This window comes from uncultured Sphingopyxis sp., from assembly GCF_900078365.1.
In the GTDB taxonomy this organism is placed as follows: Bacteria; Pseudomonadota; Alphaproteobacteria; order Sphingomonadales; family Sphingomonadaceae; genus Sphingopyxis.
The window spans coordinates 3,437,114-3,460,552 of sequence record NZ_LT598653.1 but is presented as its reverse complement, the minus strand read 5'-3'; the positions used below and the strand labels follow the sequence as shown (position 1 = coordinate 3,460,552).

General features: G+C 68.6%; 16 protein-coding genes. 8 read left to right on the top strand and 8 right to left on the bottom strand.

All coding sequences use genetic code 11. The annotated features are described in order from the left end of the window. Positions 1–2: 2 nt before the first annotated feature. Both QZL87_RS16080 and QZL87_RS16075 read right to left on the bottom strand, forming a co-directional pair. Positions 3–854 (bottom strand): protease modulator HflC, encoded by an 852-nt coding sequence (locus QZL87_RS16080; protein ID WP_295321369.1) that lies wholly within the window; start codon positions 852–854, stop codon positions 3–5. Next, positions 854–2,023, bottom strand: a complete 1,170-nt coding sequence (locus QZL87_RS16075) for a protease modulator HflK (RefSeq protein WP_295321366.1) — start codon at positions 2,021–2,023, stop codon at positions 854–856. The genes QZL87_RS16080 and QZL87_RS16075 overlap by 1 nt, the downstream gene beginning before the upstream one ends. Before the next feature lie 91 nt (positions 2,024–2,114). Here QZL87_RS16075 and QZL87_RS16070 point away from each other — a divergent pair, with 91 nt between their 5' ends. From QZL87_RS16070 to phbB, 7 genes are all read left to right on the top strand, one after another. Then, positions 2,115–3,092, top strand: coding sequence for an Mrp/NBP35 family ATP-binding protein (locus QZL87_RS16070; protein ID WP_295321363.1), 978 nt, complete (start codon positions 2,115–2,117; stop codon positions 3,090–3,092). Further along, a complete protein-coding gene (locus QZL87_RS16065) occupies positions 3,092–3,514 on the top strand; it encodes a CoA-binding protein (protein ID WP_295321360.1) in 423 nt (140 codons plus the stop codon). The genes QZL87_RS16070 and QZL87_RS16065 overlap by 1 nt, the downstream gene beginning before the upstream one ends. Beyond that, positions 3,511–4,113, top strand: coding sequence for a hypothetical protein (locus QZL87_RS16060; protein ID WP_295321356.1), 603 nt, complete (start codon positions 3,511–3,513; stop codon positions 4,111–4,113). The genes QZL87_RS16065 and QZL87_RS16060 overlap by 4 nt, the downstream gene beginning before the upstream one ends. A 48-nt stretch (positions 4,114–4,161) precedes the next feature. Further along, the gene (locus tag QZL87_RS16055; RefSeq protein WP_295321353.1) at positions 4,162–6,450 is read left to right on the top strand and encodes a molybdopterin cofactor-binding domain-containing protein; all 2,289 of its coding nucleotides are present in this window, start codon (positions 4,162–4,164) and stop codon (positions 6,448–6,450) included. Beyond that, positions 6,447–7,442 carry a ferrochelatase gene (gene hemH, locus QZL87_RS16050; protein WP_295321350.1) on the top strand — a complete coding sequence of 332 codons (996 nt, stop codon included), beginning with the start codon at positions 6,447–6,449 and terminating at the stop codon, positions 7,440–7,442. The genes QZL87_RS16055 and hemH overlap by 4 nt, the downstream gene beginning before the upstream one ends. A gap of 101 nt (positions 7,443–7,543) precedes the next feature. Further along, positions 7,544–9,103: a DUF1963 domain-containing protein gene (locus QZL87_RS16045; RefSeq protein ID WP_295321348.1), complete on the top strand. Its 1,560-nt coding sequence runs from the start codon at positions 7,544–7,546 to the stop codon at positions 9,101–9,103. Positions 9,104–9,189: 86 nt separating this feature from the next. Next, positions 9,190–9,912, top strand: a complete 723-nt coding sequence (gene phbB, locus QZL87_RS16040) for an acetoacetyl-CoA reductase (RefSeq protein ID WP_295321346.1) — start codon at positions 9,190–9,192, stop codon at positions 9,910–9,912. 233 nt (positions 9,913–10,145) lie between these two features. On the opposite strand, the gene QZL87_RS16035 is transcribed toward phbB, so the two are convergent. Next, positions 10,146–10,889: a DUF4019 domain-containing protein gene (locus tag QZL87_RS16035; protein WP_295321341.1), complete on the bottom strand. Its 744-nt coding sequence runs from the start codon at positions 10,887–10,889 to the stop codon at positions 10,146–10,148. A gap of 113 nt (positions 10,890–11,002) precedes the next feature. Here QZL87_RS16035 and QZL87_RS16030 point away from each other — a divergent pair, with 113 nt between their 5' ends. Continuing rightward, complete coding sequence (locus QZL87_RS16030; protein WP_295321338.1) at positions 11,003–11,248, top strand: ribbon-helix-helix domain-containing protein; 246 nt, start codon at positions 11,003–11,005, stop codon at positions 11,246–11,248. Here the strand turns inward: QZL87_RS16030 and QZL87_RS16025 are convergent. The 5 genes from QZL87_RS16025 to QZL87_RS16005 form a co-directional block, all read right to left on the bottom strand. Beyond that, the gene (locus tag QZL87_RS16025) at positions 11,233–12,090 is read right to left on the bottom strand and encodes a hypothetical protein (protein WP_295321335.1); all 858 of its coding nucleotides are present in this window, start codon (positions 12,088–12,090) and stop codon (positions 11,233–11,235) included. The genes QZL87_RS16030 and QZL87_RS16025 overlap by 16 nt on opposite strands. Positions 12,091–12,193: 103 nt before the next feature. Next, entirely contained in the window at positions 12,194–16,900 is a 4,707-nt protein-coding gene (locus QZL87_RS16020; protein WP_295321332.1) for an NAD-glutamate dehydrogenase domain-containing protein, read from the bottom strand. Positions 16,901–17,091: 191 nt separating this feature from the next. Then, on the bottom strand, positions 17,092–18,420 hold the full coding sequence (locus tag QZL87_RS16015) for a hypothetical protein (RefSeq protein ID WP_295321329.1): 1,329 nt from the start codon (positions 18,418–18,420) through the stop codon (positions 17,092–17,094). Positions 18,421–18,606: 186 nt separating this feature from the next. Beyond that, positions 18,607–20,019, bottom strand: coding sequence for a TolC family protein (locus tag QZL87_RS16010; RefSeq protein WP_295326978.1), 1,413 nt, complete (start codon positions 20,017–20,019; stop codon positions 18,607–18,609). 143 nt (positions 20,020–20,162) lie between these two features. Then, a complete protein-coding gene (locus tag QZL87_RS16005; protein WP_295321326.1) occupies positions 20,163–23,348 on the bottom strand; it encodes a multidrug efflux RND transporter permease subunit in 3,186 nt (1,061 codons plus the stop codon). Positions 23,349–23,439: the final 91 nt, after the last annotated feature.

Here is a 23,439-nt window from a genome sequence, read left to right as displayed (position 1 = left end):
CCTCAACCGCCGCTGAAACGCTTCAGATATTCATTGTCGGGCGACATGATGATCGACGTTCCGCCCTGGTTGTTTTCGCCGAGGAAGGTCTGCCGATAGCTCTGCATCGCGCGATAGAAATCATAGAATTCGGGATCCTTGCCAAAGCTCGCGGCATAGATGCGCGCCGCCTCGCCATCGGCGTTGCCGCGGATGATCTGCGCTTCCTTCTGCCCCTCGGCGCGGATCGCGATCGCCTCCTGCTGCCGCGCGGTGCGCATGCGGTTATACGCCGCCTCCAGCGTCGCGCCTTCGGGCAGGTCGGCGCGCTTGATCCTGACGTCGATGATCTCGGCGCCATATTTCTGCGCCTCGCGATTGAGCGCGACCTGGATATTGTCCATCACCGCGCCGCGCTCGGGCGACAGCAGCGTGGCGAAAGTGCGCTTGCCGAGCTCGTTGCGCAGCGACGAACCGAGGATCGTCCCAAGCTGCGTCTGCAATTTATCCTCGGTGCGGATCGCGGTGTACATGCGCACCGGATTGGTGATGCGGAAGCGCGCGAAGGCGTCGACCTGCAGCCGCTGCTGGTCGGTGGAAAGCACCTGCTGGCGCTCCATGTTCACGCCGAGGATGCGCTTGTCGATATATTGGATGCCGTCGGTGAAGGGGACGCGCAGGACGAGCCCCGCGCCCGAGCGGCCGAAATCCTCGTCCGGCTTGTAGCGGTTCACCGTCCGCTCGATCTCGCCGAAGCGCAGGATCAGCGCCTGCTTGTCCTCGGGCACGATCGCCAGCGACTGCGACAGGATGACGAGCAGCGCGACCGCGACGACGAGCAGGCGCAGCGGGTTCCGGGTCAGCGATCCGAACATCATTCGCCTCCCTTCTGGGCGGCGTCGGGCGCCTTCAGCCGCTTCTGCACTTCGTTGAGCGGCAGATAGGGGGTCACCCCGCGCGCTTCGACAATCGTCTTGTCGACGTTCGACAACACCGTCTCCATCGTTTCATAGTAGAGGCGCTGGCGCGTCACGCCGGGCGCCAGCCTATATTGTTCGTAAATCTGGTCGAACGCCGCGGTGTCGCCGCGCGCGCGTTCGAGCACCTGCTGTTCATAGGCGCGCGCGAGGTTGATCGCCGATTCGCGTTCCTGGCGCGCCGCGGTGACTTCCTTGAACGCCTCGTCGACCTGGCTCGGCGGATCGACCTGGCGGATCGCGATGCCCTGGATGATCACGCCCGCGCGATATTGGTCGAGCAGCTCCTGCATCCGCTGCTGGACCTGCGCCTCGATCTCGACGCGCCCCGGGCCGATCGCCTGGACGAGGTCGAAATTGGCGACCGTCGCGCGCATCGCGCTTTCGGCGACTTCGCGGATCGTCCCTTCGGGGTCGGCGAGCTGGAAGAAGAACAGCTCCGGATCGCGCACCGACCAGCGGACCTCATAGGCGAGGTCGACGATGCTCTGGTCGCGCGTCAGCACGAAATTCTCGTCGGTGGCGTTGGGCGAGCCGATCGGCATCGTGCGGATCGCGCGGACGTCTTCCATTTTGATCCGTTCGATCGGCGCGGGCCAGGTGAATTTGACGCCCGGCCCGACGGTGCGCGAATAGCTGCCGAGGCGGGTCACCACGCCTTCCTTTTCGGGCGGAACGATGTGGAAGGAGGAAAAGACCACCCACGCGACCACCAGCGCGAGGATGACCCATTTCCAGAGTTTTGCCGAATCGCCCAGATTGAACTGGCCGCCGCTTCCGCCCGAGCCGCCGCCGCCGAAACCGCCGCGCCCCTTGCGCAGCAGTTCGTCGAGCGCCGAAGGGCCGCGCGGCTTGGGTCCGCGTCGCTGGTCGGCGGGATCGGGGGTCACCCAGGGATTGCGCGGGCCGGGGCGCTTGCCGTCGCCCCCACTGCCCTTGCCGCCGTCGTCGCCGTCCTTGGGGCCATTGCCCCACGGGCTGTTCGCCATCTGGCTGATCTGCTGGAGAAATTGCCGCAATCCCCCCGGACGGCGGCCGCCCATGCTGGCGTCGTTTTCGTTGCTCATGCTGCTTTTATAGGGGCGGCGGGCGCGATTAACAGGGGGTGCGCGCGAAAATGGCTGGCAATCGGCTTCGTCATGCCTATCTGCGGCGAGCATGACCGACACCGCTCCCCTCGCCAGCATCGCGGCCGACCTCACCGGCGGCCGCACCTCGGGTCTCCGCTTTCTCGACGATGAAGGAACGCTCGCGATCGTCCTCGACGTCACGGGTCTCGGCACCGAAGAGCGCAAACCGCTCGAGGACAAGCTGCGCGCGGGCCTGCTCGAACAATCAGGCGTGAACGAGGTGCGTATCGCGATGACCGCCGAGAAAAAGGCGATGACGATCATCGCGGTCGGCAGCGGCAAGGGGGGGGTCGGCAAATCGACGCTCGCCGCCAATCTCGCGGTCGCGTTGCGCCGGCTCGGGGTGAAGGTCGGGCTGGTCGACGCCGACATCTATGGGCCGTCGCAGCCGCGGCTGATGGACAGCGAAAATGTGAAGCCCGAGGCGCGCGGATCGAAGCTCGCGCCGGTCGAGAGCGCCTATGGCGTGCCGATGCTCTCGACCGGGCAGATCGCGGCGCCCGGACAGGCGATCGCGTGGCGCGGTCCGATGGCGGGGCGCGCGCTCGAACAGCTCGTCGATGCGAGCTGGGGCGACATCGACACGCTCGTCGTCGACCTGCCGCCGGGCACCGGCGACGTTCAGCTGACGATGATCCAGAAGCACAAGCCCGCGGGTGCGGTGATCGTCTCGACCCCGCAGGACCTCGCGCTGATGGACGCGACGCGCGCGATCAGCCTGTTCGAACAGGCCGACGTGCCGATCATCGGGCTGGTCGAGAATATGGCGGGCTACGCCTGCCCGCATTGCGGCGAGGTCAGCGACCCGTTCGGCAGCGGCGGCGCCGAAGCCGCGGCGGCGACGATGGGGCTCGACTTCCTCGGCCGCGTGCCGCTGTCGATGGGCATCCGCCTCGCCAGCGACGGCGGCGTCCCGCCGGCGGCGGGAACCGATCCCGCGGGCGAACCATTCCACGCGATAGCGGCGCGCGTCGCCGACTGGCTGAACGCACGAAAGGGCAAATGATGGCGATCAACGACGAAGGCGAGATCCGCGAACTGCTTGGCCGGCCGCGCCGCATTGCGGTGGTCGGCGCCTCGCCCAATCCGGCGCGCCCGTCGAACGGCGTGCTCGCCTTCCTGATGCGTCAGGGCCATGACGTGATCGCGGTCAACCCCGGCCACGCCGGATCGACGATCCATGGCGCGCCCGTCGTTGCGACACTCGCCAATGTCGAGCCGCCCGCCGAGATCGTCGACATCTTCCGCAACAGCGAAGACGCCGGCGCCGCGGTCGACGAAGCGATCGTCCATGGCGCGAAGGCGGTATGGATGCAGATGGGCGTGATCAACGGAGCCGCCGCGAAGCGCGCCGAAGCCGCGGGTCTGGCCGTCGTGATGGACCGCTGCCCCAAGATCGAAATACCGCGCCTCGGACTGCTCAAGTGAAGGCCGCGCTGACGTTCGTCGCCGCAGCCACCCTCGCGGGATGCACGACGACGGCGCCCGCAGGTGGAAATCCGCAGGATGCCTTCTTCGATGCGCTCGCGGCGCGGTGCGGCAAGGCCTATTCCGGTCGGCTCGCCAGCGATCAGGAGGCTGATGCGGAGATGCGGGGCAGGGCGATGGTGATGCACATCCGCCATTGCACGAACGACCGCATCGAAATCCCCTTTCACATCGACGGGCTAGGCCCCGACGGCGGCTGGGATCGCTCGCGCACCTGGATCGTCAGCCGGACGACGACGGGCCTTCGCCTCAAGCATGATCATCGTCACGTTGACGGGAAAGCCGACGAGGTGACGCTTTACGGCGGCGATACCGCCGATGCCGGAACCGCGACGCGCCAGACCTTCCCGGTCGACGCCGAATCGATCGCGATGTTCGAACGCACGGGCCGCGGCGTTTCGACGACCAACATCTGGTCGGTCGAAACGACCGATGCCGGCTTCACCTATGGCCTCGACCGCGAGGGGCGCCATTTCCGCGTCGCGTTCGACTATGCAAAGCCCGTGCCGCCGCCCCCCGCCCCCTGGGGCTGGGAATAGACCGAAAGCCTTTGCGTCGCGGACTCGCGCCGATTATCAGCATCGCCGATGGCCGGCATTCGCGACACCGTGGGAAAGAAGACATCGCGCGTGCCGCAGGTCAGCCGCCGTTCGTTGCTGGTCGGCGCGACCGCCGCGGGCGGGCTCGCGATCGCGTGGGGCCTGTGGCCGCGCGACTACCAGCCCAATCTGACCGCCGCGCCCGACGAGCATATCTTCAACGCCTTCCTGAAAATCGGCGACGACGGCCATATCAGCGCGATCGTGCCGCAATGCGAGATGGGGCAGGGCGTCACGACGCTGCTGCCGCAGATCATGGCCGACGAACTCGGCGCCGACTGGCGGACGATTGCGGTCGAAAGTGCGCCGATCAGCCCGCTTTACGCCAATACGCTGCTCGTCGACGAGGATAGCGCGATCTTTACGCCGCGGGCCGGCGTCCCCGATTTCGTGTCCGACGTGCGCAGTTGGGTCCGCCGCGAATGGGCGGTGCGAGGCGCAGTGATGCTGACCGCGAACAGTTCGTCGGTGCGCATGTTCGAAGGGCCGTGCCGCGCGGCGGCAGCGCAGGCGCGCGCGCTGTTGATGATGGCGGCCGCCGATCGCTGGGACGCCGACTGGGAAGAATGCGATACGCAGGACGGTTTCGTCCTTCACGGCAAGAAAAGGCTGCGTTTCGGCGAGGTCGCGGCGGCGGCGGCGCTGCTCGATCCGCCCGCCGAGCCCGTCTATCGCGCTTCGAGCGCCGACCCGCTCTATGGCAAGGAGCTGACGCGGCTCGATCTGCCGGCGAAGATCGACGGGTCGGCCAATTATGCCGGCGACATCCGCCTGCCCGACATGGTCTTCGCCGCGATCCGGCAGGGACCGCTCGGCGCGACGCGATTGAAGGGCATCGACCGCAAGCGCGGGATGGCCGCGCCCGGCCTGCTCCATGTCGTCACCCACGACCGCTGGGTCGCCACCGTCGCGCGCAACTGGTGGGCGGCGAACCGCGCGCTCGACCGCTTCGCGCCGGTGTTCGAGACCGAAGGCACGCCGGTTTCGACTGCGCGCATCGACACCGCGCTGAAGGCGGCGCTGAAAGGCGACGGCTATCGCATCGCGAGCGAAGGCGACGTCGGCGAAGCGATGGAAGGCCGCAACCGGATCGCCGCCGAATATGCCGTCGCGCCCGCGCTCCACGCCCCCATCGAAACGCGCACCGCGACCGCCGCCCCCGACCGCGACGGGCTGCGCCTCTGGGTCGCGACGCAGGCGCCGGCGCAGTGCCGCGACGCGGTCGCCCGCGCGACCGGCCTTGCGCCCGCCAACGTCACTTTGTTCCCGATGATGGCGGGCGGGTCGTTCGACGCCTGCCTCGACCACAGCGTCGCGGTGCAGGCGGCGATCATCGCGCTGCAGGTGAAGCGCCCGGTTCAGCTCGCCTGGTCGCGCGCCGAGGAAATCATGCGCCTGCCGCCGCGTGCGCCAGCCCGCGCGAAACTCACCGCGACGCTCAACGCCGCGGGGGGCATCGACGCGCTGGTGACGCGCATCGCGGCGCCCGCGACCAACCATGAGGTCCGCGCGCGATTGTTCGACAATCAGCCCGCCGACGAGGCGCAGCGCGCCGCCGCGGGCCGCGCCGACGCCGCCGCGGTCGAGGGGGCGATGACGCGCTATGCGATCCCGCACCGCGCGGTCGATCATTGCCCCGCCGACATCGGACTGCCGACCGGGCGCTGGCGCGGCAATGCCGACAGCTACACCGCCTTCTTTACCGAATGCTTCATCGACGAAATGGCGGTGCGGGCGGGAAGCGACGCGCTATCCTATCGCATGGCGATGCTCGGTGACGCGCCGCTGCTCGCGCGCTGCCTGCTCACCGCGACCAGCCTCGGCGGCTGGGAAGGCGGATTGCCGGGGAGCGCGCAGGGCCTCGCCTGCCATGCCATGCGCGGCAGCCACATCGCGCTGATGGCGACCGCGCGGCAAAGCGACAAGGGGTTGCAGGTCGAACAATTGGTCGCGGTCGTCGACGCGGGGCGGCTCGTCAATCCGGCGATCGCGCGCCAGCAGGTCGAAGGCGGGCTGATCTTCGGCCTCGCCGCCGCGGTCGGCGCGACGACCGATTATGAAGGCGGCCTCGCGACCGCGCGCAAGCTCGGCCAGCTCGGCCTGCCGCGCCTGTCGCAGACGCCGCGCATCCTGGTCGAGTTCGTCGAGAGCGACCGCGAACCCGGCGGGCTCGGCGAGATCGGCGTTCCGGTGGTCGCGCCCGCGATCGCCAATGCGATGTTCGCCGCGACCGGGCGGCGCATCCGCCGCATCCCGCTGTCGGGGCATCCGCTGTGAGCTTGCCGGCCGGTCATCCCGTCGTCGCGGCGGAGCGCGCCGGCGTGCTGCTCGTCAACCTCGGCACGCCCGATGCGCCCGACGCGCGCTCGGTGCGGCGCTACCTCGCCCAATTCCTGTCCGACCGCCGCGTCGTCGAAATCCCGCAAATCCTGTGGCAACCGATCCTGCGCGGCGTCATCCTGACCACCCGGCCGAAAAAATCGGCGCACGCCTATGCGCAGGTATGGAGCGACGAGGGATCGCCGCTCGCCGCGATCACGCGCGCGCAGAGCGAGGCGCTTCAGCGCGCTCTGGGCGAACGGGCGGTGGTCGCGCATGCGATGCGCTATGGCGAACCCGCGATCGGCCCGGCGATCGACGCGCTCGTCGCCGCGGGGTGCCGCCGCATCCTGGTGGCGCCGCTCTATCCGCAATATTGCGCCGCGACGACCGCCACCGTCGTCGATGCCGTGGGCGATCATCTGAAGACGCTGCGCTGGCAGCCCGCGCTGCGCTTTCTGCCGCCCTATCACGACGATCCCGCTTATCTGGACGCGCTCGATGCGTCGGTGGCATCGGGGCTCGCCGCGCTCGATTTCGCGCCCGACGTGCTGCTCGCGAGCTTCCACGGCATGCCCGAGCGCACTTTGCATCTCGGCGATCCCTATCATTGCCAGTGCCAGAAGACCGCGCGCCTGCTGTCGGAAAGGCTCGGGCGTCCGGTGGAGGTCGCGTTCCAGTCGCGCTTCGGCCGCGCCAAATGGCTCGAACCCGCGACCGACAGCCGGCTCGAAGCCTTAGGCAAGGCGGGCAGGAGCGTCGCCGTCTTCGCGCCGGGCTTCGCCGCCGACTGCCTCGAAACGCTTGAAGAGCTCGCGATTCGCGGCAGGCAGCAATTCGCGAGCGCGGGAGGAGGGGATTTCGCCTATCTGCCGTGCCTCAACGCCGATGCGCCCGGTATGGCGATGATCGAGGCGCTGGTGCGGCGCGAACTCGCGGGGTGGCTCTAGCGCACCGGTGCTGCCGCTTACCAACTGTTCAGGATCCTGCGCTAAATTGATCCGGTGCGGCGCCGAAAGGGCGCGATCCCGCACGCATATGGAGACAGGCGATGGACCAGATTCTGACGGCGGCACTGACGCTGGCCGGAGTCACGCTGGCGTTCGCCGGACTCGTTTATGCCGTCTGGCGGTCGCGGCATTCGCGCCCGGCCACGGCGACGTCCGGCCCTGCGCGCGAATATCGCCTGCCGAAACTGTCGCGCCGGGCCGAAGCCGGGTTCGACGAGGTCGAAATCTCTCCGTCGCGGCTGGCGCGAATCCGCCGCCAGGTCTCGCCCGAGATGGCCGACGAGCGCGGCGATGACGCCGCGTGCGACTTCGCCCCTTTCCTGAACACCGAATCGCCCGCCGCGATTGAGGCCGCGCTCGAGACGATCGTCGCCGATGTCGAGGAAGAGGCGCACCGGATCGAGCACGACGAAGCCGAACCCGTCGCGCTGCGCCTCCTTCCCCAGATTCCGCTGCGCGATGCGATTTCGACCGACAGCTGGCTCGGCGGCCGTCCGCGGCTCGCGGCGGGCATGGAATGGCCGAAGATCGACGGCCAGCCCGCGGACTTTCTGGCGCAGATCGACTGCGCAGCCCTGCCGCTCGACCTGTGGGACGGGCTGGGGCCGCGTGAGGGCGCGCTCGCCTTCTTCCTCCATCGCCGCCGGCCCGAAGTGCGCGTTCTGCATCTGCGCGACACCGGCGTACCGGTCGCGCTTTCCTTCGCGCTCAACGACGCCGAAGGCTGGTTCGGCCCGCACGGCGACCTGGGCCAGGGCGACCTCGCGCCTTTCGCGATCCGCGCCTTTCCCGAATGGCCCGTCGATCTCGTCGCTGTTCGCGCGGGCGGCGCCGATCCGCGCGAGGCGGCCGATGCCCTCGCGGCGGGCGGCGAGTTCGCCGACCGCGGCTACGACATCGCCGATCCCGCCTTCCATCCTTTCGACTGGGGCAGCATGACCGCGATGGCCGCGCTCCTCGAAATGCGTCTCGGCCGGCTCGAACAGGGTGCGGTGGCAAACGGGGGCGACGCATCGGACCCGTGCGCCGCGATCAACCGCGACGCCTGCGAGCGCGCGCGCGAAATCATCGCTATCGTCCATGACAGCGCGGCGCGCGACGCCTTTTCGCCGGGCGATGCGACCGCGGTGATGGCGGCGCTGCACGCGATCCGCTGGGCGCGGGCGGTCCGCACGATCGACCCCGAAACCGGCGCCGAGCGGATCGAGACGATCACGCTGCCGCTGACGACGCATCACCCCGACGCCGACCTGTGGGTCGAGGACTATCGGACGATCCTGTTCGACCGCGCCAAACATGCGTGGTGCGCCGATCCCGGCAATCTGTCGGCCCCGGCGCGCGCCTTCTACGAGCCGCGGTGGCGCGCGATGGCGATGCGCGAGATGGCGGCGATGGGCGGCGAACCGCTTCGTCCTCTGCCCGATTTCGACGAAGGCCGCGACTTGGTCCTGCTCGAATTGCCGAGCAGCGGGCTGATGAGCCGGAGATTCGGCGACGGCGACGATCTGGTCGTGACGATCGGGCGGGCCGACCTCGCGATCGGCGACTTTTCGAAGGCGCGGGCGCAGCTGAGCAGCTCAGCCGTCCACCTTCCCGAATAGCTTTGCGATTGACGTTCCGGTCAACTTGCGGGCCCCTGCGCCGCAGCCTAATCATGATGCGATAACGCAGTGGGAGAGCTTGATTTATGGCACGCATCGCAATCGTCACCGGCGGCAGCCGCGGCATCGGGGAAGCGATTTCGCTGAAACTGAAGGAACAGGGCGTCACCGTCGTCGCCAACTATGCCGGCAATGACGAGAAGGCGAAGGCCTTCACCGAGCGCACCGGCATTCCGGCCTATAAATGGGACGTCGGCGACCATCAGGCGTGCCTCGACGGCTGCGCGCGCGTCGCCGCAGAAGTCGGCCCGGTCGACATCGTCGTCAATAACGCCGGCATCACCCGCGACGGCACCCTCGCGCGAATGACCTACGACGATTGGCACGACGTGATGCGCATCAACCTCGGCGGCTGCTTCAACATGGCGAAAGCATGCTTCCCCGGCATGGTCGAGCGTGGCTGGGGCCGCATCGTCAACATCGGCTCGATCAACGGGCAGGCGGGCCAGTACGGCCAGGTCAACTACGCCGCCGCCAAGTCGGGCATCCACGGCTTCACCAAGGCGCTCGCGCAGGAAGGCGCGAAAAAGGGCGTGACCGTGAATGCGATCGCGCCGGGCTATATCGATACCGACATGGTCGCCGCGGTCCCCGCCCCGGTGCTCGAAAAGATCGTCGCCAAAATCCCGGTCGGCCGTTTGGGCCAGGCCGACGAGATCGCGCGCGGCGTCGCTTTCCTGTGCAGCGAGGATGCGGGCTTCGTCACCGGATCGACGATGTCGATCAATGGGGGGCAGCATATGTATTGACGATGGCAGGCGCGTAGCGATGGCGTTCGCGAAGCGAACGGCACGCTAGGCGCCGGTGCCGCGCAGCGGCAGCCATCGACACGGCCAGCGGGGCGGCGATCCGAAAGATCGCCGAACCCGTCTGACGACAGGCGGCGGCTTTGCCATCGCCGCGGAAGAGCAGTGCTTCGACAAGCTCAGCACGAACGGAAAAAGAGGGTTATCTCAAATCTCTGACCGACCCACTCCAATCCTCACTCCACCGTCACCCCCACCACGCGCCAGCTTCCCCCCTCGCGCACCAGCGACAGCGTCTCGATCGCCCCCGCCTTGTTCGCATAATCGGTGCGGAACTTGACCATCTGATAGCCATAGGGCGGCGCGGGCACCGTCTCTTCGCTGACCAGTACCCGCGACTTCACCGCCCCCAGCGGGCCCTGCACTCGGATCGCCACGCGGGTCCAGGTCTCGACCGTGTTGAGCGCCTTGAACGCCTGCCCCGTCGCCTCCCAGCTCCCGTTCCAGTCGCCCTTGTCGACCAGCGCGAGCCAGTCGCGTGCCGCCGCGACCGCGGGGCTTTGGGCGGGCGCGGTCGACGGCGCGGCGGCGGGCGTGCCGGCGTTCCCCGACAGCGAGGCGAGAGCAAATAAGGCAAGGCTGACAGACATGATGATAGCTCCGACGATCCAGCCGGCGCGGCGCGACATGCGGCGCGCTTCGGCCGATGCCCGGGACTGTTCCATGCCGGGGGCCGCCGCCGCATCCCCCAAAGACATGTCCCCATGATTTTCGGGGTCGCCGCGCTCATGGTCGCGCAATTGCCGCGCCGCCTCGCGGCTGCTCGAAACCGACATCTTGCGCCGCGCCTCGCGCAACCGTTCGTTGACCGTGTGGACCGACAGCCCCAGATACCGCGCCATCGATTTCGCGTCATGGCCGCCCGCCAGCAGGCGCAAGGCCTGTTTTTCCTTTTCGGTGAGCGCCTGAAATCCCGTCATGAACCTGCCTGCATTTGCGCCGGATCGGCTGGCCGGTTTACGGAACGCCGGAATTGCGGACCACCCCAAATAAATCGTATCCGCATCACCGCAAAAGCTTGTAGGCCGCCACCATGGCCCGATCCTATCATCCTCCGGTCAAACGCTCGGTGACGATCGCCGGTCACCCGACCTCGATCAGCCTCGAGCCCGTCTTCTGGGACGCGCTCGAAGCCGAAGCGGCGCGGTTGGCGCTGCCGGTCAACGCGCTCGTCGCGCGGATCGACGTCGAACGGATGGAGGCGGATGATGCGCCGAACCTGACATCGGCGATCCGGCAATGGCTGTGGCGGAGCCGGCCCGATCAGATGGCGCCGTAGACCGCCGATCCGAACGCAGCGCCCCTGTCGGGCGCATGGTGGAGGAACAGCGACGGCTCGATCAGTTCGAGTTCCATGATGTGGAGCCTGCCCGCCGCGTCGCCGACCATGTCGACGCGCGCATAGACCGGCGGCGCGGGCGCTGCCGCCAGCGCGGCCGCAGCCAGCGCCTGGGCCGCGTCGCTCGCGTCCCACATCGTCTCGCGCCCGCCGAACTGTTCCTGCACGCGGAAATCGCCGGAGGCGGGGCGCTTGACGATCGCGTGGCTGAACTGGCCGCCGAAGAAGAAGAGCGAATATTCGCCTTCGGTGATGATGCCCGGCATCAGCGGCTGGACGAGGCGGCGCTGTCCGATCGCGTCGGATGGAAGCGCCGCGCCCGGCGCGATGCGGTGCGTGCCGTCGGCGCCGCCGGAAATGGCGGGTTTGATCACGATCTCGTCGGTCGCGAACTCCGCCATCGCTTCGGTGAGGCTCGCATCGTCGAGCGACGCGACCTCGACCGTCGGCACCACCGCAACGCCCTTGGCGCTCAGCTCGGCGAGATAGGCCTTGTCGCTGTTCCAGCGCAGCACCGGCACCGGATTGACCACCGGCAGCGCCTCGGCTTCCAGCCGGTCGAGCAGCGCATACCAGGCCGCCACGTCGCGCTGATAGCCCCAGGCAAAGAGCGGCAGCACGAGATCATAACCCGCAAGATCGCCCGGACCGGCCCACACGCGCTGCTCGACGATCAGCCCCGCCGCGGTCAGCGCCGCCGCCTTGCGCGCGAAGGCGGGCTGCCACTTTTCTTCATAATCGGGCGCCGGGACGAGGATCGCGACGCGGGGCTGGAAGGGCATTTTCGTCTCCGACCCGGCACCGGCCCGCTCCCCCGCCCAGCCTCCCAACAGAATATCCTGGATCGGGAGGCTGGGCGGGGGAGCGGGCCGGTGCCGGGTTAAATCAACGCCCCAGCAATCCGCGCGCCTGCCCGGCGATATGCGACAGCATCGCGCCATTGGGGTTCGGGATCATCCGCGCGCGGTCGACGGTGCTGCGGAACTGCTCGACGCGCGGCGCATGGTCGGCGAGCCATTTGGTCACCGCCGCGTCGAGGTCGCCCTTCGGCAATCCGGCGAGGAAGGTCAGCCGCATCTGCTGGAAGTCGCGCGCAAGGCTGTTGACGAGCAGGCGCTCCCACGGATCGGCGGGGCTCATATGCGCCGCCAGCGTCTGTGCCCAGTCGAGCCCGAGCGCTTCGCCCAGATGGGTGAAGGCGCGCGTCACCGCGATCTCGTCGTCGCCGCGCCGCTCGGCGAGATCGACGATGCCGATCGCGCCGTCGGTCTTGAACAGGCGAACGACGGCGGAGGTCAGCGTTTCGGGCGCGCCCGCGTCGAGCAATTGCTGCGCGAGCATGTCCCACTGGCGCCTAACCGACGGGCTGAGCAGCGCATCGACCCCGGCGGTCAGGCGGTCGACCCCCGGCTCGAGCCGCGCGACGACGGGCCCCGGCTGCGACAGGCTCTGGGTGACGCGGAGCAGGTCGGCCATCTGCGAGGCCATCGCCGACGCCGCTTGCGCGAAGAGCGACAGGCGGACGCCCTCGTCGATCTTCGCTTCGTCGAGCGCGTCCCAGATCGCCGGCATCTCGAGCAGCCGCTCGACCGCGACGAACGCCGCGGCGATGTCGCCGAGCGCGCAGCCTTCCTCCTCGACCAGCTCGAAGGGATGGACGATGCCCATGCGGTTGATGATGCGGTTCGCGATCTTGGTCGCGATGATTTCGCGGCGCAGCTGGTGATCGGCGATCGCAGTTGCAAAGTCGCGCTGCATCTCGTCGGGGAAGGCGGCGGCGAGGTCGCTCGCCAGCGCCGGATCGTCCGGCAGGTCGCTGTTCTCGATCGCGTCCTGCAGCGCGAGCTTGGCGGTCGAGAGCAGCACCGCGAGTTCGGGGCGCGTCATCCCGCGCCCTTCGCCGGCGCGGCGCAGCAGCTCGTCGTTCGCCGCCAGTCCCTCGACCTTGCGGTCGAGCCGGCCCGCGCCCTCGAACGTCTCCATGATCCGCACCAGCGACGGCACCGCGGCCGAGCCGCCCTTTTCGGCGATCGACAGCGCGAGCGCCTGCAGCCGGTTGTCCTCGAGCACGAGACCCGCCACATTGTCGGTCATCCGCACGAGCAGCGCGTCGCGGTCGTCCTGCGACAGGCGGCCTTCGGCCATCTCGCGATTGAGCGCGATCTTGATGTTGACCTCATTGTCCGAGCAGTCGACGCCCGCGCTATTGTCGATGAAGTCGGTGTTGATCCGTCCGCCCTTCGCCGCGAAGGCGATGCGGGCCGCCTGCGTGACGCCGAGGTTCGCGCCCTCGCCGACCGCCTTGACGCGCAGATCCTCGGCATCGACGCGCAGCGCGTCGTTCGCGGGATCGCCGACCTCGGCATTATTCTGGCTCGCGGCCTTCACATAGGTGCCGATGCCGCCGAACCAGAGGAGGTCGACCGGCGCCTTCAGGATCGCCGAGATCAGCGAGCTGGGGTCGATTTCGCCGACCGACAGGCCGAGCAGCGCCTGCACCTCGGGGGAGAGGGGAATGCTCTTCTGGCTGCGCGGGAAGACGCCGCCGCCCTTCGAGATCAGCTTGGCATCATAATCGGCCCAGGATGAGCGCGGCAGATTGAACATCCGCTCGCGCTCCTTCCAGCTTTTCGCCGGATCGGGATCGGGGTCGAGGAAGATGTGGCGGTGATCGAAGGCGGCGGTCAGCTTGATCGCCTTCGACAGCAGCATGCCGTTGCCGAACACGTCGCCCGACATGTCGCCGCAGCCGACGACGCGCACGCTGTCGGTCTGCACGTCGACGCCCATTTCGGCGAAGTGACGCTGGACCGAAATCCACGCGCCCCTGGCGGTGATGCCCATCGCCTTGTGGTCATATCCGTGCGACCCGCCGCTGGCGAAGGCGTCGCCGAGCCAGAAGTCGCGCTCCATCGCGAGCGCGTTGGCGACGTCGGAGAAGGTCGCGGTGCCCTTGTCGGCGGCGACGACGAAATAGGGATCGTTGCCGTCGTGGATCACGACGCCCTTGGGATGCACGACCTTGCCGCCGACCAGATTGTCGGTGATCGACAGGAGCGAGCGGATGAAAATGCGATAGCATTCGGTCCCCTCGGCGAACCACGCGTCGCGGTCGAGCGACACGTCGGGCAGCGCCTTGGGATAGAAGCCGCCCTTTGCGCCGGTCGGCACGATGACGGCGTTCTTGACGCGCTGCGCTTTCATCAGCCCGAGGATTTCGGTGCGGAAGTCGTCGCGGCGGTCGGACCAGCGCAGCCCGCCGCGCGCGACCGGACCGGCGCGCAGGTGCGTGCCCTCGACGCGCGGCGAATAGACCCACACTTCGCGCCACGGCAGCGGCTTGGGCAGGCCAGGAATCCGGGCGCTGTCGATCTTGAACGCCAGCGCCTCTTCGGCCGCGGGGGCGAAGGCGTTGGTGCGCAGCGTCGCGCCGATCACCGCGTGGAACAGGCGCAGGATCCGATCCTCGTCGATCGACTTGATCGCGGCGAAATCCCCGAGAATCTCGGCTTCGAGCGCCTCGGCGCGCTTCGCATCGCGCGCCTTGGGGTCGTGGAGCGCGCGGAACCGTTCGATCAGCGCGGCGGTGAGCGCGGGCGCGTGGCGCAGCGCGCTGACCACCGTGTCCATGCCATAGGCCGAGCCGCCCTGGCGCAGATAGCGGAACCAGGCGCGCAGCCAGACGATCGCGCGCGGGTCGGTCTGGTTGGTGAGCACCAGCTCGTTGAACGCGTCATTTTCGGCGCGGCCGCCCAGCACCGCGGCGATCGCGCCTTCGAGCACTTCGGCATGGGGAAGCAGCGCGAGCTCGTCGACATTGGCGGGCAGGCGCAGCGTGAAATCGTGGATCACGATCGGCGGCTCGTCGTCGCCCTCGCTTCCGGGCGCACGGCCCTGTAGCGCGGTGGGGATTTCCTCGAGCACCTCGAAGCCGAAATGTTCGAGCGCGGGCACGACGTCGGACAGCGCGAGCGGGCCGGCGGCGCTATAGACCTTGAGCCGCAGCCGGTCGTCGCCGTCGAGGCTCTTGCGCGCGAGCCGCACGCTGCGCGGGTTCGCCGCGTCGAGATCGCGCAGGCGCAGGATGTCGCGCGCGGCTTCCTCGGGATTATAGAGGTTGCGGTAATTGGGCGGGAAGGTCGGCGCGAAGCGCGCCGCGAGCGCCGCCGCGCGGCCCGGATCGCCGCGCTTCGCCAGCGCCGCCTCGACCTCGGGCTGCCAGCCGCGCACCATCTGTTCGAGCTGCGCGCCCAGCGCCGCGGTGTCGGGGACGACCCCGCCGCTGCGCAGGTCGAGCGTGTAGCGCAGCAGCGCCGCCCCGCCGTCCTCAAGCACCATCGTCCAGCCGATCACGCCGGCTCTCGCTTCGCGCACCAGCAGGCTCTCGACCGCCAGGCGGCGGCCGGTCGAAACTTCATCGCGCGGCAGCCACACGAAGGCGAAGAGGTGGCGGCCGAGCGCGCTCTGCACCATCACCAGCTTCGGCCGCGGCCGGTCGGTGATCGACATCGAGGTCAGCACCAGCTCTTCGAGCGAGGCGCTGTCGAACGCGATCAGCAGATCGTGCGGCAGCGCGGTGAGCGCGTGGGCGAGCGCCTTGCCGGCGTGGCCCGTCGGATCGAAGCCGAATTTCGCCATCAGGGCTTCGAGCTGCGCGCGCAGCACCGGCACCTTGGCGGGCGGCGTCGACAGCGCCTGGCTCGTCCACAGCCCGGCGTGGATCGACAGCCGCTCGACTTTCTTGCCTTTCAGTTCGGGGACGACGACGAGGTCGAGCAGCACGCGGCGATGCACCGCCGACAGCCGGTTCGACTTGATCAGCAGCGGCGCGTGGCCGCCCCCCTTCTTTTCCTGGGCGTCGAACCAGGCGAAGGCGGCGTCGAGCGCCGCAGGCGACAGGAGCTGGCTGTCGCTGCTCTCGCTGATACCAAGCGGATCCTGCACCTTGCCGCCCCGCGTCCGCCATTCATGGCCGAGCTGGGTCATCGCCCCGCCCTCGAACCAGCGCAGCAGCTCGGCGCCTTCGCCCTCGACGCGCATCGCGGCGTCGGCGAGCATCGCGGCGCGCATCGCCCGCCAGTCGCGCACCGCGGCGCGCACGTCGCGTAGCGCGGCTTCGAGGCCGTCGAGCAGGCGCCGGCGCGCGCGCGCGTCGCCGCGCTCGAGCTCCATATAGATCACCGATTCGCGCGCGGGGCCTTCGCCGGCTTCCTGCAAATGCCCCTTCGCATCGCGCTTCACCGCGATGACGGGGTGGAGGATGCGGTGAACCGCCAGTCCCTGCGCGGCGACCGCCTGCGAGGTCGAATCGACGAGGAAAGGCATGTCGTCGTTGATGATGGCGAGCCGCATCCGGCGGTCGGTGCCGTCGGCGGCGATCGGTTCGAGGAGCAGCGAGGGCGTTTCGGCGCCGCGCTCGAGCGCGGCGCGCGCGGCGAACTGGCTCGCGTCGGTCAGCGCGGCCTTGTCCATGTCGTCGCCTTCGCCGGGCAGCGCGCTGCCGGCGAGCGCGGCCAGATAGGCGGCGGCGACTTTCGGGGGGATTTTGACGGTGGAGGGGGTCGGCGTGTCCGTTTCCGGCGTGTCGGACATATTCTGAGACATAAAATGCAGCATCCCGAACCAAAGAAAGGGATCCCAGCCGACGATCGGCGGGGGTCCGTTCGCTGCCGCCTCCTATGCGCCTCCGCGACGCGCGGCTCAAGGCCTGGTTCGCGGTTCCGCGTAAAATTATTTCAATTCTTTGATTATCTGTTGCGTGAACGCTCTCAGCCGTTCCGCGGTCAGGCGATGGGCGTGATCGCGACCGCCTTCTTCGCCAGCCGTGCGACCAGTGCCGGATCGTCGGCGGCTTTGGCGACGATGCCGATATGGCCGCCGGGCATCGCGCGCGCGATCAGCACGACGAATTCGGCGTCGCCGGCATCATGTTCGAGGATGAGCGCAGGCTGCGCGCGGCGCAGCGCCTCGACCTTCTCGTCCGCCCGCGCGCGGGCGTCCGCCGGCTTGCGGCGCGCGCGCGCGTCCTTGACGAGCCCCTTGAGTCCGCCCGGATAATGATCGAGATAGGATGCGAGCGCGCCGCGGCCGACGCCTTCGTCGCGGGCGTGGCCGAGCACGCAGGCATATTCTGCGAGCCGCGTCTTGTCATAGGCGGCGCCGAAGACCAGCTTGACGACTGGCGTCATCGGCGCGCGATCCTGCATCGCCAGCCCGGCATCGTCGAGCAGCGCGGCGAAGGCCTCGGGCTGCTCCTCGGCCGCCAGCGCGAAATCCCATGCCTTGCCGACCGCCTGATAGAGCGCGCTGCGGCTCCGGCTGTCGGCGGCGATCGCCCGCTCGGCGGTCTCGCGCGCGAGCGCGAGCCAGTCGGCGAGCTCGGCGCCTTCGCCCGGATCGGCGGCCACTTCGCTGTCGCCAGGACTATCGGCAAAAGCATCGCCGTCGCCCTGCAGCGCGGTAAAGCCGGGGGCGGCATCGGCATCGTCGCCCAGATGCCCCGAGTCGGGGCCGTCGGCCCATACGGGCACCGGCGCGGTCAGCGGCGCGGCGCGGCGCAGCGCCTGTTCGACCGACAATTGCAGCTCCTCGGCCTGATCGGCGGGGGCCGCTTCCTTCCAGTTGATCACGCCCATGATGAAATCGATCGTGTCGTCGTCGGACGAAAAGGGCAGCAATATGCCGCGATACATGATCGTGACGCCCCGATCGCTTTCGAACTCGGCCTCGAAGCCGATCGGCGCGCGGTTGGCGATGATCTGCAGATAATGGTCGGTCAGCCGCGACAGCAGCGAACGCCCGGGAATCTGGCTGATATAATGGACATCCTCGTCGATTTGCGACTCGGCGCGCAGCGTCTCGCCGAGATAGGCGATGCCGGGATTCTCGACGCCCGCGGTGAAATCGAGCAGCACCGAATGGCCCCCGAAATCGGCGCTTTCGAGGTCGAGATCCTCGACCGAAGGGTAGGCGCGATCGGCGAGCAGCGACGCCCAGTAATTATAGGCCCGGACCTGCATCCGCCGTTCATCGACGCCGACCGACGCAGGCGCATCGATCGCGCCGTCCTCCTGGTCGTGGCTGCCCGAAAGCAGTCCGCGCATGCTGTCCATCATTCATCCCCAGTCGCGAATATCGGGGAAGTCATGCACCCGGACTGGTAAAGGCGGCGTAAACGATGCCGAAGGGCGGAGCGCCGGACCTTGCGGGCGGAGAATGGTGGAGGCGACTGAAACCGGCCTTCCTTATCTCGTCATCCCGGCCTTCGCCGGGATGACGATTCGATAGGGACCGCTGACCTAGCCCGACCAGCCGCCCGCCAGCGCGCGGAACAGCGCGATCTGGCGGCGCGAAATCTGACCGTCCTGCGCCGCGAGCACCGCTTCGGTCTCGGCGAAGGTGCGCTCGGCGTCGAGCCATTCGAGCGAATCCGATGCACCCTCCTGCCGCTTCGCGCGCACGATCCGCGCCGCGCGTTCGGCCTGATCGCGCGCCGCGCGCAGCGCCTGCCGCTGCTCGAGCGAGCGCGCATAGGCCGAAAGCGCGGTCTCGGTCTCCTCGAGCGCGCGCAGCACCGTGCCGTCGAACTCGGCGAGCGACGCCTGCGTGTCGGCCTCGGCGGCGGCGATGCGGGCCCGCGCGGGCTCCTGATTGGGGAAGGCCCAGTTGAGCAAGGGCCCGAGCAGCCAGCGCAGCGGCCCGCCGCCGAACACATCGCCGAAGCCGGTGCCGGTCGAACCGACCGAACCGCCGAGCGTGATGCGCGGATAAAGATCGGCGGTCGCGACGCCGATGCGCGCGGTGTCGGCGGCGAGGCGGCGCTCGGCGGCGCGAATGTCGGGACGGCGCTTCAGCAGCGCCGCCCCATCACCGACCGGGATGGGATCGGTGATCTCGAGGCTGATGTTGCGGTCCGCCGCGATCGCGGGGAGCGCGGCGGGCGCGCGACCGGTCAGAGTCGCGAGGCGGAACAAGGCCGCCTGCCGCTCGGCCTCGATGGCAGGAATATCGGCGGCGCGCCGGTCGCGGAGCGTCGTGATGCGCGCGAGGTCGAGCCCCGTCGCCATGCCGACTTCCTTGCGCCGCTCGGTGAGTTTCACCTGCTGGTCGAGCAGGTCGACGATCCGCCGTGCGACGTCGAGCCGCGCGGCGCCCGAGGCGGCGTCCGCATAAGCCTGCGTCGTATCGGCGGCGACGATCACGCGCACCGCGTCGGCATTGGCCTCGGCCGCTTCGGCATCGCCGCGCGCCGCTTCGACCGAGCGGCTGACGCGGCCGAAGAGGTCGACTTCGTAGGAGACATTGGCGCCGACATCGACGGTCCAGTCTTCGCGGGGCGCGCCGGGAAGGCGCTGGCCCGCGGGGCTGCGGCCGTAATCGGCGCCGGCGCCGATCTGGGTCTGCGGCAACCGGTCCGAACGCGCCCCGCGCAGCGCCGCGCGCGCCTTGGCGATATTCGCGACGGCGACGCGCACGTCGCTGTTGTTGGCGAGCGCATCGGCGACAAGCCCGTCGAGCACGGGATCGTCATAGAGACGCCACCAGTCGGCTTCGACCGGCGCCAGCGAGATGGCCGGACTGTTCGCCGAAACGAACGAACCGGTCGCGGCGGGCGCCGACGCCGATTGCGGCGCCTTGTAATCGGGGCCGGCCGCGCAGGCGGCGAGCGCGAGCGCCGAAGCGGCGGTGACGAGGTTGCGGAGGATCACGATTCTTCTCCTGAAATTCTATTGTTCAAAAAGAACTGTGTGCTCCCGCGAAGGCGGGAGCCCATCTCCGGCCGGCGCGAATTGGAACCGCCCGGAGATGGGTCCCCGCCTTCGCGGGGACACGCGGAAGGGGCAGAGGCGCTGCATCACTCCGCCGGCACCGGCAGCGCCGCGCCATGCTCGTCGCCGCGTCCTCGACGCGCGGCGAACCAGTCGCCAAGCGCGCGGCAGACGACATAGAAGGTCGGCGTGAAGATCAGGCCGAACGCCGTCACCCCGAGCATGCCGAAGAACACCGCGGTGCCGAGCGCCTGGCGGAGTTCCGCCCCCGCGCCGCTCGCGATCAGCAGCGGCACCGCGCCGAGGATGAAGGCGAAGCTCGTCATCAGGATCGGGCGCAGGCGGTCGCGCGCGGCGCGCACCGCGGCGTCGATCGGCGACAGCCCGTCCTGTTCCTCCGCCTGCTTGGCGAATTCGACGATCAGGATCGCATTCTTCGCCGCGAGCGCGATGAGCACGACGAGCCCGATCTGCGTCAGGACATTATTGTCCATGCCGCGCAGATTCACCCCGATCATCGCCGCGAGCAGGCACATCGGCACGATCAGGATGATCGCCAATGGCAGCACCAGGCTTTCATATTGGGCCGCGAGCACGAGGAAGACGAACAGCACCGCGAGCGCGAAGACGATCCCCGCGGTGTTCGCGGCCGCCTTCTGCTGAAAGGCGATGCCCGTCCATTCGGTGCCGTATCCCGCCGGGAGCGACTCCGACGCCAGTTTCTCCATCGTCGTCAGCGAGGCGCCCGACGACGATCCGGGCGCGGTGTCGCCATCGATCTCGACCGCGGGGAAGAGGTTGTAGCGCGTGACGCGATACGGCCCCGTGCGGTCCTCGAAATTGGCGACCGAGCCGATCGGCACCATCGCGCCGCTGTTCGAGCGCGTCTGGAGGTTGGCGATGTCGGACACGCTCTGGCGGAAGGGCGCGTCGGCCTGCGCGGTGACGCGGTAGGTGCGGCCGAGCAGGTTGAAGTCGTTCACGAACGCCGAGCCGAGATAGACCTGCAGCGCCTCGAACACCCGCTCGGGCGGGACGCCGAGCGCATTCGCCTTCGCGCGGTCGATGTCGGCGAAGACGCGCGGATTGGTCGGGTCGAAGAAGGTGAAGACATTGGCGAGGCCCGGAGTCTGGTTCGCCTTGCCGATCAGATTGGTCGACTCGTTCGCGAGCGCCGCATAGCCGTGACCGCCGCGATCCTGCACGATCATCCGGTAACCGCCCGCCGATCCGATGCCCTGGATCAGCGGCGGCGGGATGATCACGATCTGCGCCTCGGTAATGTCGGCGGTGCGCTTGCGCGCCTCGTTGATGATGTCGTCGAACTTGACGCCGAGCTTCTTGCGCTCCTCGAACGACTTGAGCGGAAAATAGGCCGCGGCCGAATTGGGCGCGAGCGTCTGCGACGGGCCGTCGAAACCCGCGAGCATCACCGAGCCGAGCACGCCGTCGACCGGCAGCACGCGCCGCGCGACCTTTTGCAGCACTTCGTCGGTGCGTTCGACCGAAGCGCCCGAGGGCAGCTTGGCGACGACGAGGAAATAGCCTTGGTCCTGCGCGGGGATGAAGCCCGTCGGCGTCGCCCAGAACAGTCCGGCGGTCGCGGCGATCAGCCCCGCATAGGTGACCATCATCTTCTTCGGGGCGCGCACCAGCCGCGCGGTGAGGCGCGCATAGCCGTCGCTCATCCGCTCGAACGCGCGGTTGAACGCATCGCCCGCGCGGCGGACCATCTGCATGCCCTTGCCCTCGTTCGCCGGCGCCGAATGGCCGCGCAGCAGGATCGCCGCGAGCGCGGGCGACAGGGTGAGCGAGAGGATCAGCGAGATGATCGTCGCGGTCGAGATCGTCACCGCGAACTGCTGGTAGAAGGCGCCCGACAGGCCGGTGAGGAACAAGGTCGGCACGAACACCGCGCAGAGCACGAGCACGATCGCGACCAATGCCGCCGATACCTCGTCCATCGAGGTGCGCGCGGCTTCGAGCGCCGACATGCCCTTTTCCAGATTGCGCTCGACATTCTCGACGACGACGATCGCGTCGTCGACGACAATGCCGATCGCGAGCACCAGCCCGAACAGCGAGAGGTTGTTGAGGCTGTAGCCGACCGCCGCCAGCACCGCGAAGGTGCCGATCAGCGACACCGGGATCGCGAGCACCGGGATGATCGCCGCGCGCCATTTCTGCAGGAACACGAGGATCACGATCACGACGAGCACGACCGCTTCGAGCAATGTGTCCATCACCGCGTCGATCGACTGGGCGATGAATTCGGTCGGGTTGTAGATCACCCGATATTCGAGGCCCTTGGGGAAATTCTTCGCCGAGGCCGCCATTTCGGCCTCGACCGCTTCGGCCGCGGCGAGCGCGTTCGAACCGGGGCGCTGGAACACCGCCATGATGACGGTCGGGTCCCCCGAGAGATAGGTGTTGCTGTTATAATCCGACGCGCCAAGCTCGACGCGCGCGACGTCGGACACGCGGACCTGCCGCCCGTCGGCATCGCTGCGGATGACGATATTGGCGAAATCCTTGGGATCGGAAAGGCGGCCCTGCGTCTCGACATTGAGCTGGAAATCGCTGCCATTGGCATAGGGCGGCTGGCCGAGCGTGCCCGCCGCGACCTGCACATTCTCGCGGCGCAGCGCGGCGACGATCTCGCCCGCGGTCAGGTCGAGCGCGGCGGCGCGGCCGGGATCGATCCACACGCGCATCGCATAGTCGCGGTTACCGAACAGCCGCACATCGCCGACGCCATCGATACGGCTGAGCCGGTCGCGGAGCTGGGTCAGCGCATAGTTGGAGATATAGGCGCGATCGAGCGACTTGTCGGGCGAGACGAGGTTCACGACCATCAGGAAGTCAGGCGAGGTCTTGCGCGTCACGACGCCGAGGCGCTGCACCGTTTCGGGCAGGCGCGGGGTCGCGATCGCGACGCGGTTCTGCACGAGCACCTGCGCGGCGTCGAGGTCGGTGCCGATCTCGAAGGTCACGGTGATCGTGACATTGCCGTCGCCGGTCGACTGGCTGCTCATATAGAGCATATTGTCGACGCCGTTGATTTCCTGCTCGATCGGTGCCGCGACCGTGTCGGCGACGGTCTCGGCCGACGCGCCCGGGTAGTTGGCGGTCACCGTCACCGTCGGCGGGACGATGTCGGGATATTGCGAGACGGGTAGCCCGATATAGGCGACCGCGCCGACGATGGTGATGATAACGGCGAGCACGGCGGCGAAGATCGGCCGGTCGATGAAAAAGCGTGATAGGCGCATGGGAGAGCCCCTGTCTGGAAACAACTCTGGTCATCCCCTCCCGCTTGCGGGAGGGGCAGCGAGACTGCGAGCTTTGCTCGCTAGTCGCAGC